The following is a 10,890-nucleotide window of genomic DNA, read 5'->3' as shown; positions in this document are numbered from 1 at the left end:
AGTTATTCGTCGTCCTTGGGGACGAGGTCGTCAAGAAGGCGCTCAATAGGGCGGAAGTGGTCAATCACGCCACCGCGATAGGCGAAAATATTTCCGGCTTCGGCCGCCTCAAGGATTTTTTTGTGGGCGAGAGCGGTTTCAAGGAGGCGCTCTTCTATTCCTTCGAGATAGTGCATGACCCGCGCGTGGACGAGCCACAGGGCAATAACCATTTCGTAGGCGATTTCGTTGTCGAGAACGGATGCGATTTCGGTGTGGAAACGGACGTCTTCTTCTTGGAAATTTTCTCCGCGCAATGCTTTTTCCGTCATTTCGTCGACGATAGCGTGCAGTTTTTGGTTACGTGTTCCGCGAAGTGCGGCAACAACGTTCTCGCTCATACCTAAATCAAGATAGCGACGCATATTAACGACGTTTCGAATGGCTTTGACATCTACGTTGGTGTTGGGGAAGGATGTTTCCGAGGAGGAACGTAGCATGACGGATTCCATGAGAGGAATGAAAGACATTTTTCCGACGGCTGTCCCTTTTCCTTGACGTGATGTCACAATATCGAGGGCTTCAAGTTTGGATATTGCTTCGCGCACGGAGGATCGAGAAGCACCAATCATTTGAACAAGTTTGGCTTCGGTGGGAAGTTTGTCTCCGGATTTTAACCTATGTGTGACAATGTGTTGCTTAACGGCTTCCATGACTTCATCGACTCGATTAACTTGCGGCGGGGCGTGCCCAGCCGCAACATCGAGTACTTGGCGCAATGTTTTTTCGCGCTCTTCATTGAGTGTCACAAATTTACCTTAACTCATCGGACAAATCTGTACAAATAAACTAAGGCTTTAAACAATAATGAGACTTGCGTTACATGCGTAATAAAATTAGCGGATTTTTTATGAACTGCATCTCAGAAAGATTTTTACAGAGTGGCCTATCTCACACTTTATCTCGTATCGCTAAATCATATTGCAAGAATTTGTCGGACAAATTAATCTAGATGTTATGTATAGCCCTTGGTGCTTACGATTTGCGGTACAACCAGATGTTTTACTTCTTGTTACATCGCCCAACCGAATCCGCCAAGGCAACATATACAGGTTGATTGCTTGCAATCACTTTCGAAAGTGAAACTCAACGGAGAGGAACTCTTCACATGTCCATAACAAAGAAATGGGGCGCCAAGCTCGTCGCTATCGCAGCGGCAAGTTGCCTGGCACTAGCTGGTTGCGGTGGAGGTAAAACCGCTGACAAGTCAGGTGGCGGCAACGCAACTGTCCCCAGCGGAACGCCCGCAAAGGGTGGCGTTATTAAAGCCGCCATCGCATACGAAGGAAGTAATTTCCATCCCTCTTCCACCTCACAGGCTCTACCCCTCGGCGGGAACCTCCACGTGGTAGAAGGCCTTTATGAACTCGATATGCGTGATTACAAACCATATCGCGCTCTCGCCAAAACAGATGAACCCGTCAAGGTGAGCGATACCGAATACGAAGTCCAGCTTCGCGACGGTGCCAAGTTCTCCACCGGCGATCCTGTTACCGCTGACGATGTTGTCAAGTCCTTCGAACGCACCCTTAAGCCCGGAAATATTTACGTTCCGATGCTGAGCTTCATTGACAAGGTTGAAAAGAAGAACGACACCACAGTCACTATCAAGCTGAAGCACCCCTTCTCCCTCGTCAAGAACCGCTTGCCTTTGGTGAAGATTGTTCCCGCTAAGGCAACCGACGATGAACTGACAAAGATGCCTGTCGGCACCGGTCCGTGGAAGTATGAATCCATTGATGGGAAAGCCGTGAAGTTCGTTCCGAACACCAACTACAACGGTAAGTTCCCCGCAACTGCCGATAAGATGGAGTGGCAAATTCTCAAGGACGATACCGCCCGCACAACTGCTTTCCAGCAGGGAACAGTGGATGTTATCGAAGCAGCTCCAGCTGACGCCGAAAGCCTGATTAAGGGCGCAGGTGGCGTGATTGAAGCCGTTCAGGGCTTCAACCTCCCCTTCCTCCTCTTTAACACAGAAAAGGCTCCATTCAACAACAACAAGGTTCGCCAGGCATTCTTCTACGCTATCGATACCGATAAGCTCATCAACAATGCCCTTTCCGGCAAGGCAAAGGCCGCAAAGTCCTTCCTTGCTGAAAATAACAAGAACTTCCACGAAGCCAAAGTTGTGTACAAGAATGATCCCGAAAAGGCAAAGCAGCTTCTGAAAGAAGCTGGTGTAACAAACCTTTCCATCACCTTGGAAACCACCGACCATCCGTGGATCACAGCTCTTGCTCCGCAGATCAAGAACGATCTTGAAAAGGTCGGAATCAAGACAGAAATCAAGACGCAGGCATCTGCTTCTTTGTACTCCAACAAGCTCGATATCGAAAATGCAACCTTCGACGTCGCTCTTGCACCCGGCGATCCTTCCGTCTTCGGTAACGATCCCGATCTCCTCATGAACTGGTGGTATGGAGATAACGTGTGGACCCAGAAGCGTACACACTGGAAGAGCAACCCGAAGTTCGCCGAACTTCATAAGATTCTCGACAAGGCCGTTACCCTTACGGGCGACGAACAGCAGAAAGAATGGAATAAGGCATTCGATCTTCTTTCCGAAGAAGTGCCACTTTATCCCCTCTTCCATCGCCAAGTGTTGACCGCCTACAACAAGGACAAGGTCACCAACTTTGCACCGATCTCCACCACGGGACTTGACTTCATTAACGCAGGATCAGCTCCAGCAAAGAAGTAGGGCGTGGTAACACGCGAATAAATATCGCGTTACATTTTCATTCATTTCCTTCATATAACGAATCGGGGGTAGAGCATCTATCCTGCCTACCCCCGATTCACACAATTTCTTCCTGCGTATTCACGCAATACATGCCTACATAATGTAAATTTTGCTAACCGTCACATTGACACACATACGCAACACCAACCTACTGCTCGATATAGACATCAGCATTTAGGAGACAGCAGTGAATAATCTTCTCAGACTCATCGGGCGACGCCTCGCCGTCCTCCCGATTATGGTTCTGGGAGTTGCTATTCTCGTATTCTTCCTTATGTCATTCTCAAAGATTGACCCAGCCTACTCGGCACTTGGCGAAGGCGCCTCTGACACAGCTTTAGAAGAATACCGGCAACTCATGGGACTAAACGACCCCTGGATCGTCCAATTCTGGCACTTCCTCGTCAACTTCTTCCATGGAGATTTGGGGACATACGGCCCTAATCAAGCTTCCGTGGCAACACGTGTTGGAGAAGCCTTCCCGATCACGATGCAGTTGACATTCCTCGGTCTTATTATCGCCGTCATTATCGCGGTAATTTTCGGCGTCCTTGCGGCTCTCTACCGCGATCGCTGGCCAGATAAAGTTATCCGCGTATTCTCGATTGCCTTTATTGCCACCCCGTCGTTCTGGCTCGCTGTGCTGATGATTCTTCTCTTCTCAGTGAACATGAATATTTTACCGGCCGCCGGCCCCCTTCCCCCTTTCACGGAAGATCCGGGTGGATGGTTGGCACGTATGGCACTACCCGCCATCGCCCTGGGACTTCCCGTTGCAGGATCTCTTACGCGCGTTATTCGTACTTCGATGGTAGAAGAACTTGATCGCGATTACGTCCGTACCGCCATTGGTGCCGGTATTCCAAAATCCGTCGTCGTTTCCCGCAACGTTTTGCGCAACGCGCTCATCTCCCCCATTACCGTTCTTGGTTTGCGAATCGGTTACCTCATGGGTGGCGCGGTTGTTATTGAAGTTATTTTCGATTTGCACGGCATGGGACAAGCAATTCTTGAAGGTGTCCAGCAAAACTATCCAACACTCGTTCAGGGCGTAACGCTCATTGTGGCACTCGCCTTCATCATCATCAATATTGTGGTTGATATGCTCTACGTTCTCATCAACCCGAGAATCCGGGAGGTCTAAAATGAGGCGTAAACTCACGGAAAAAATGGAACAACCCAAGATCCGCGCAAAACGTTTCCGCAACATGACACTGGGTGCACAGATTTCAGTAATCGTTATTCTCCTCTTAATTTTAGTGGCGATTTTGGCACCACTTATCGCTCCACATGACCCCCTAAAAATTGAACTAGCGCGCCAGGAACCAAATGGTGAATTCCTCTTTGGTACCGACGAAAAAGGGCGAGACATTCTCTCCCGCATGATTTACGGCGCTCGATACTCCCTTGTTATTGGTTTAGCGGCAACAGCATTTGCTCTTATCTTCGGAACGATCTTCGGTGCTCTGGCAGCCGTTACACGAAAAAGCATTTCCGAAGTAATCATGCGCGTTATGGACATTATTATGTCCTTCCCGGGCATCGCCCTTGCTGCCGTGTTCGTCTCCGTTTTCGGAAATACCTTGCCCATTATCATTATGGCGATTGGCTTCCTCTACATTCCGCAGCTCACCCGAGTTGTTCGCGCGAATGTCATGAGCGAATACGGTGAAGATTATGTACGTGCCGTCATCGTTTCAGGTGCCCGCGCGCCATGGATTCTTGTCAAGCACGTTGCACGTAACTGCATCGCCCCCGTCATGGTATTCACCACCGTTCTCGTCGCCGATGCAATCGTGTTCGAAGCATCTCTTTCCTTTATCCAAGCCGGCATCGGAGAACCAACCCCCACATGGGGTAATATTCTCGCCGACGCACGAAGTGGCGTGCTTCTTGGTCGCTGGTGGCAGGCCCTCTTCCCCGGCCTCGCAATCATGATTACCGTGCTGTGCCTCAACATTCTCTCCGAAGGCCTCACGGATGCCATGGTGGCAGCGCCCAAGGCTCCCGCGGTTCCCGATAACGTGGACGCCAACGCAAAGCGCGAACAGGATCGCATCCTCGTTGACCCTGTTGCCGCATACGAAGCACAGCATGACGCTCTCGTCCAACGACTCGCGGAACTCAAAGCCGCAGAAGAACAACGAAACGATCGCTTCGAATCAACATCCCAAGAACCACCCACTTTGGAAGTACGCAACCTGTGCATCCAGTTCCCGCGCCACGGAGATGTTAACGTCGTCGATAATGTTTCCTTCAACGTTCGTCCCGGTGAAACAATGGGGCTCGTGGGCGAATCCGGGTGCGGTAAATCCATTACCTCACTGACCGTTATGGGACTCCTTGACAGTAGCGCAAAGATTTCCGGTGAGATCCTCTTCAACGGAAAAGATCTGTTGAAGCTCACCCCCAAGGAACACAATGCGCTTCGCGGGCACGAAATCGCCATGATCTACCAGGATGCTCTCTCCTCGCTCAACCCGTCCATGCTCATCAAAGCTCAAATGAAGCAGCTGACAAAGCGTGGCGGAACACGTAGCGCGGAAGAACTCCTCAAGCTCGTCGATTTGGATCCGAAGCGAACCCTCGAATCCTACCCGCATGAACTTTCCGGTGGTCAGCGCCAGCGCGTCCTTATCGCTATGGCTCTTACTCGCGACCCGAAGCTCATTATCGCCGACGAACCCACAACCGCGTTGGACGTAACAGTTCAGCAACAGGTTATTGAACTCCTCAACCGCCTCCAGCGCGAACTCGGCTTCGCCATGGTGTTTGTGAGCCACGATTTGGCACTCGTTGCCGAAGTCGCCAACTCCATCACCGTAATGTACGCCGGCCAGGTTGTTGAACAAGCCTCCACGAAGGAACTTCTTACCGATCCTCGCCACGAATACACGCGTGGCCTGCTCGGCTCCGTTCTTTCCATCGAAGCTGGCGCTGGAAGACTCCACCAGGTTCCCGGAACCGTTCCTTCCCCGCGCGATTTCCCCAAGGGCGATCGTTTCGCACCGCGTTCCAGCCACCCCACGGTTGGCCTGAATACGCGCCCAGTCATGACGCGAGTAGAAAACACCTGGCACTTCTACGCGGCCCAGCCCGAACTCGTACAGCAAAATACGGCCGGTGCGTACCCAAACTATGGGCCACCAACAAGCCGTCGCGCATTCGTCGGGCAAGCAGAAGTCGAAGCAACCGGGAAACCGAACGTTTCTTCCGCAACCATCGTCGCCGATGAAACTGCGGCAGCAACCGATACCACCATGACACAGGAATAGGAGGGAATCATGACTGCAACACTCGATACAGCAACCGCGCCACGTGGCTCCCATGCTCAAGCAAAAGGAAACGTGCCCATTATCGAACTGCGTAACGTTGATGTTACCTTCCGTACGCGAACAGGCTCCATTTTCAAGCCGAACCTTGTGAAAGCCGTGCAGGGAGTAAACCTTTCTCTCCTTCCGGGCGAAACAATCGGTATCGTCGGCGAATCGGGATCCGGTAAATCAACAACCGCGAACGTGATGTGCGGACTTCAATCCCCCACAAAAGGAAAAGTGTTCTTTAAGGGAACAGAAGTCACAAAACGTACCGCAACACAGCGTAAACACATTGGGCGCGTGGTGTCCGTGGTCTTTCAGGATCCCGCAACCGCTCTCAACGCCCGAATGACGGTGCGCGAACAGCTCCTGGATCCCATGATTGTTCATCACATTGGAACCAAGCAGGAACGCAACAATCGCGTCAAAGAACTCATTGGGCTTGTAGGCTTGCCTCATTCAGCACTTGACGCTCTTCCTGGCCAGCTCTCCGGTGGGCAACGTCAGCGTGTTGCTATTGCTCGCGCACTTGCGGTAGGCCCCGACGCGATTATCGCCGACGAACCAACATCCGCGCTGGACGTGTCTGTTCGCGCCCAGATTCTCAATCTCCTTACCGACCTCAAAAAGGATCTCGGTTTGGCCATGGTCTTTATTACCCACGATATTCAAACGGTACGTTACGTATCGGATCGTATTGCGGTGATGAACCACGGTCAAATTGTGGAAACAGGGCCGGCTAAGGATGTTCTCAACAATCCGCAAGATCCTTACACCCGTACCCTTTTGGGCGCGGCCCCATCACTACTTCATCCTAAATTGGAAGGCTAAATTTACATGGCTGACACACGATTCCGGGGCGTATTCCCCCCAACAGTCACGCCACTGACAGAAGATCGCGAACTTGATGTAGCCTCGTTCGAACGTTCCCTCAACCGGATGATCGACGCCGGAGTTCACGGTTTGTTTGTTCTCGGTTCCACATCTGAGGTCGTTTTCTCAACGGATCAACGCCGTCGTGAAATTCTTGAAACAGTGGTTCGCGTAGTGGATGGACGCGTCCCCGTCCTTGCGGGCGTTATCGACATGCAAACAGAACGCATGATTGAACACGCCAAAGTAGCGCAATCCATCGGTGTTGATGGTATCGTCGCCACAGCACCGTTCTACGCAATCGCGGGTACGGCTGAAATTGAAGCCAACTTCCGTTACATTCACGACGCGGTTGACCTCCCCCTTTTCGCCTACGACATCCCCGTATGCGTCCACAAGAAACTTCCTGGCGATCTTCTCCTAAAACTCGGCATGGAAGGTGTTCTGACCGGCGTTAAGGATTCCTCAGGCGATGATGTTGGTTTCCGTTTCCTCCTGGAAATGAACCACAAGGAAGGCAATCCTCTCAATATCCTCACCGGGCATGAAGTGGTGGTGGATGGAGCCTATCTTGGTGGCGCAGATGGTGCCGTTCCGGGTTTGGCGAACGTCTACCCCGATCCCTATGTACAGCAGTGGGATGCCGCGCAGGCGGGCGACTGGGGCAAGGTTGCCTCAATCCAGAACTACCTCGCGGACCTCATGCGCATCACCGTAGTTCCCAAGGGTGTTGTCGGCTTCGGCGCAGGCGTTGGCGCCTTCAAGACGGCGATGAAGGAACTCGGCATTATCTCCACCAACCAGATGCCACGCCCCGTGGCACGCCTGGAAGGTGACAATATTAAAGCGATCCGTCAGGTTCTCGCTGAAAGTAATCTCCTGTCATGATGAACAGCAACCGATTCGTCCAGTCCGGGAAGGGAGGAGTGGCCACCACCGCCCCTCTCCTCGGGCTGGATATCGGGGGCACAAAAATCGCGGGAGCCCTCGTCGCCCTCACGGACACCCAAGCCAACATTTCACATCAGGCTTCTGTTCCCACGGATGCCGGACGTGGCGGGGCTACCGTGCTCGCGACTATCCTCGACTTTGCGAAACAACTTTTAGCAACTGCCCGCGAAGAAGGTATTGAACCGCGTGGCATTGCAGTTTCCAGCGCGGGAGTTATTGATCCTGTCACCGGAGCGATTGCTTCGGCAACAGACACGATGCCCGGCTGGGCTGGGCAACCTCTCGGCCCGGCTTTACGCGCCCACCTTTCACTCCCCGTTGCCGTCCTCAATGACGTTCACGGCCACGGACTTGGAGAAGTTGCTTATGGCGCGGGGCGCGGGGCACAAAACGCCCTCATTTTTGCCGTTGGCACCGGCCTGGGAGGTGCCGCCATCGTAGGTGGCAAACTCGTCAGTGGCGCCAACGGAGTTTCCGGCCATTTCGGCCATCTCTACCACGAAACCGCGCACGGACTGACGTGTTCGTGCGGACGTACCTCCCATATCGAAACCGCGGCATCGGGTTCGGGCGCAGCCCGGCTCTACGCCGCACGCCAAATTGAATCCGGCACACTCACCGATGAAGAAATAGCTTACGCCGAAAAGGTTGCAGGAAGTATCACGGGTGTCGTCGAGAATATTCCTGAAGAACACTACGAGGTGCGCGAAGATCGCTCCCGCCCCGCACTCGTGCGCGGAGGTTTTGAACTCAAACAGCTCGCCGATCAGGGCGACGAATTCGCACGCCAAATTTTCATCGACGGAGCTTTCGCGCTCGGGCAAACCATTGCCGGGCTCGCAAATTCCTTCGACCCCGACGTCATTATTCTCTCCGGTTCGCTCACGCACGTTGGCGCATATTGGTGGAACGCCTTGCACAAAGGGTTCATGGATCAAGCTATGAACCTTATTGGTCAAACCCTCGTTATTGAGGGATCCCTCGATTCTTCGGCCCCATTGATAGGAGCTGCCGTCTATTTCGATTCCATAATGAACGACGACGAACCAGCGCACACCGCTACGTAAAACGCGACCTAGGCGTTGCCCAACCACAATTTACAAACACTCAACTTTTCCAAATACCTACATTTCGATCTAAGGAACTAACAACCGTGACCGAGCTTTTCAATCCTCTGATCGCTTCACTTCGAGGCAAACTCGTGGTTTCCTGCCAGGCATATCCTGGCGAACCGTTACGCCACCCGGAAACAATGGCTCAAATGGCGCTCGCCGCCGAACGCGGAGGCGCTGCCGCTATCCGTTGCCAGGGTCTTGCCGATATTTCCGCCATTAAAGGGCAGGTGGATGTGCCCGTTATCGGCCTGTGGAAAGAAGGCCATGAGGGTGTATATATCACCCCGACCCTTCGCCACGCACGCGCATGCGTGAATGCCGGCGCGGATATTGTTGCTATTGACGCAACCTCTCGCCCTCGCCCCGATGGTCTCACGTTTGCGGATAACGTGGCGCCTCTGCATAAGCATGGCGCGCTGGTTATGGCAGATTGCGGCAGCCTCGATGACGCTTTGCGTGCAGCCGATGCCGGGGCGGACCTTATTGGCACAACCCTTTCGGGCTATACTCCGGATCGCCCGAAAACAGACGGCCCGGATTTTGAGCTTCTCGCCCAGATTATTGAGGCGCTCCCCAACCACCCCGTTGTGTGCGAAGGGCGTATCCACACTCCTGAACACGCTGCGGCCGTTATTAAGGCTGGCGCGTGGTGCGCGGTCGTGGGAACAGCTATTACCCACCCGACGACGATTACCACGTGGTTCCGCTCTGCTGTAGAGGACGCGGGCAAGCACGCATAAATCGAGGTGTGGAACGCGCTTCGTCGTCGTACATTTTTATAACAATCACTACGTTTTCGAAACACGCAACTAAAGGAGAGAAAATGCGTATCGGAATTTTCGCCACTGCTGATGAAGCATCACGGGTGGGCGCAGATATGATTAATGAGCTTTTTGCGGGAAACCCGGAAGCTCATCTTGGTGTCGCAACGGGTTCCACACCCGATAAGCTTTATGCTCATCTTCGTGCGGATCACGCTGCCGGCACGTTTAGTCTCGCAAAGGCGAAGGCTTTCGCGCTGGATGAGTATGTTGGCTTAGATTCGGATCATCCCGAGTCCTACCGCAATGTGTTGCGTCGCGAGCTCGTGGGCGATGACAAAACGGGGCTGACGGAAGAAGGCTTGCACACGCCGGGGCACGGCGGGACTTTCGAAACTCCTTATGACGCCGCCGAGGCCTATGATGAAGCCATTGCGGATGCCGGAGTGGATTTGCAGATTTTGGGTATTGGCGCCGATGGGCATATCGGTTTCAACGAACCGGGCGGTTCACTTGTTTCTCGCACACACGTTGAGGCTCTTGCCCCGCAAACGATTAAGGACAACGCACGTTTCTTCGACAACGACGAATCCAAGGTTCCCACAACCTGCATGACTCAGGGATTGGCAACCATTATGGATGCGGACAAGATTGTGCTGTTCGCTTTCGGTGAGGGGAAATCGGATGCCGTGCGCGAGCTCGTAGAGGGCGCGGTGAGCGCGTTCTGGCCCGCCACCATTCTTCAGCTTCACCCAGATGTGACGGTTCTTGTCGACGAAGCGGCCGCCAGCCAGCTCAAGCTCACGGAACTGTACCGTAATCGTTGGAATCTTCAGTAATTTCCCTTGTTATAACGTGACCCGCACGGGTTGCCATAACATCGGCAACACTGAGCATATGGGGCAAGGACGCAGATTTTGCGCATATATGGAACAAGGACGCGGATTCTGCGCGCATATGGAACAGCATTGTTAATTTCGCGCACATTGGCACGGGTACACTTGTTGTAAACCGTGCGGATTGCGAACGTGGTTGTTGCGAACGTGGTTGTTGCGAACGTGGTTGTTGCGAACGTGGTTGTTGCGAAC

9 protein-coding genes are annotated in these 10,890 nt (G+C 53.1%); 8 read left to right on the top strand and 1 reads right to left on the bottom strand.

Annotated features, from left to right (window positions below; all coding sequences use genetic code 11):
- Nucleotides 1–2: 2 nt before the first annotated feature.
- Complete coding sequence (locus G445_RS0103390; protein ID WP_022866161.1) at nucleotides 3–788, bottom strand: FadR/GntR family transcriptional regulator; 786 nt, start codon at nucleotides 786–788, stop codon at nucleotides 3–5.
- Nucleotides 789–1,147: 359 nt separating this feature from the next.
- Between G445_RS0103390 and G445_RS0103385 the strand changes: the two genes are divergently transcribed.
- From G445_RS0103385 to G445_RS0103350, 8 genes are all read left to right on the top strand, one after another.
- Nucleotides 1,148–2,743: an ABC transporter substrate-binding protein gene (locus G445_RS0103385; RefSeq protein ID WP_022866160.1), complete on the top strand. Its 1,596-nt coding sequence runs from the start codon at nucleotides 1,148–1,150 to the stop codon at nucleotides 2,741–2,743.
- A 229-nt stretch (nucleotides 2,744–2,972) separates the two neighbouring features.
- Nucleotides 2,973–3,929: an ABC transporter permease gene (locus G445_RS0103380; RefSeq protein WP_022866159.1), complete on the top strand. Its 957-nt coding sequence runs from the start codon at nucleotides 2,973–2,975 to the stop codon at nucleotides 3,927–3,929.
- Nucleotide 3,930: 1 nt separating this feature from the next.
- The gene (locus tag G445_RS09500) at nucleotides 3,931–6,060 is read left to right on the top strand and encodes a dipeptide/oligopeptide/nickel ABC transporter permease/ATP-binding protein (protein ID WP_022866158.1); all 2,130 of its coding nucleotides are present in this window, start codon (nucleotides 3,931–3,933) and stop codon (nucleotides 6,058–6,060) included.
- Nucleotides 6,061–6,069: 9 nt separating this feature from the next.
- Nucleotides 6,070–6,933 carry an ABC transporter ATP-binding protein gene (locus tag G445_RS0103370; protein ID WP_022866157.1) on the top strand — a complete coding sequence of 288 codons (864 nt, stop codon included), beginning with the start codon at nucleotides 6,070–6,072 and terminating at the stop codon, nucleotides 6,931–6,933.
- A 6-nt stretch (nucleotides 6,934–6,939) separates the two neighbouring features.
- A complete protein-coding gene (locus G445_RS0103365) occupies nucleotides 6,940–7,863 on the top strand; it encodes a dihydrodipicolinate synthase family protein (protein ID WP_022866156.1) in 924 nt (307 codons plus the stop codon).
- A complete protein-coding gene (locus G445_RS0103360) occupies nucleotides 7,860–8,993 on the top strand; it encodes an ROK family protein (RefSeq protein ID WP_022866155.1) in 1,134 nt (377 codons plus the stop codon). The genes G445_RS0103365 and G445_RS0103360 overlap by 4 nt, the downstream gene beginning before the upstream one ends.
- Nucleotides 8,994–9,079: 86 nt before the next feature.
- Nucleotides 9,080–9,781, top strand: a complete 702-nt coding sequence (locus G445_RS0103355) for an N-acetylmannosamine-6-phosphate 2-epimerase (RefSeq protein WP_022866154.1) — start codon at nucleotides 9,080–9,082, stop codon at nucleotides 9,779–9,781.
- Nucleotides 9,782–9,864: 83 nt separating this feature from the next.
- Entirely contained in the window at nucleotides 9,865–10,641 is a 777-nt protein-coding gene (locus tag G445_RS0103350) for a glucosamine-6-phosphate deaminase (RefSeq protein WP_022866153.1), read from the top strand.
- Nucleotides 10,642–10,890 lie beyond the last annotated feature (249 nt).

Source organism: Actinotignum urinale DSM 15805 (assembly GCF_000420445.1).
In the GTDB taxonomy this organism is placed as follows: Bacteria; Actinomycetota; Actinomycetes; order Actinomycetales; family Actinomycetaceae; genus Actinotignum; species Actinotignum urinale.
This window is presented reverse-complemented; position numbering and strand designations above follow the sequence as displayed.

Coding starts and splice junctions, on each gene's coding strand:
- G445_RS0103385 (WP_022866160.1), top strand. CDS start 1,148: ATGTCCATAACAAAGAAATGGGGCGCCAAGCTCGTCGCTATCGCAGCG.
- G445_RS09500 (WP_022866158.1), top strand. CDS start 3,931: ATGAGGCGTAAACTCACGGAAAAAATGGAACAACCCAAGATCCGCGCA.
- G445_RS0103370 (WP_022866157.1), top strand. CDS start 6,070: ATGACTGCAACACTCGATACAGCAACCGCGCCACGTGGCTCCCATGCT.
- G445_RS0103365 (WP_022866156.1), top strand. CDS start 6,940: ATGGCTGACACACGATTCCGGGGCGTATTCCCCCCAACAGTCACGCCA.
- G445_RS0103360 (WP_022866155.1), top strand. CDS start 7,860: ATGATGAACAGCAACCGATTCGTCCAGTCCGGGAAGGGAGGAGTGGCC.
- G445_RS0103350 (WP_022866153.1), top strand. CDS start 9,865: ATGCGTATCGGAATTTTCGCCACTGCTGATGAAGCATCACGGGTGGGC.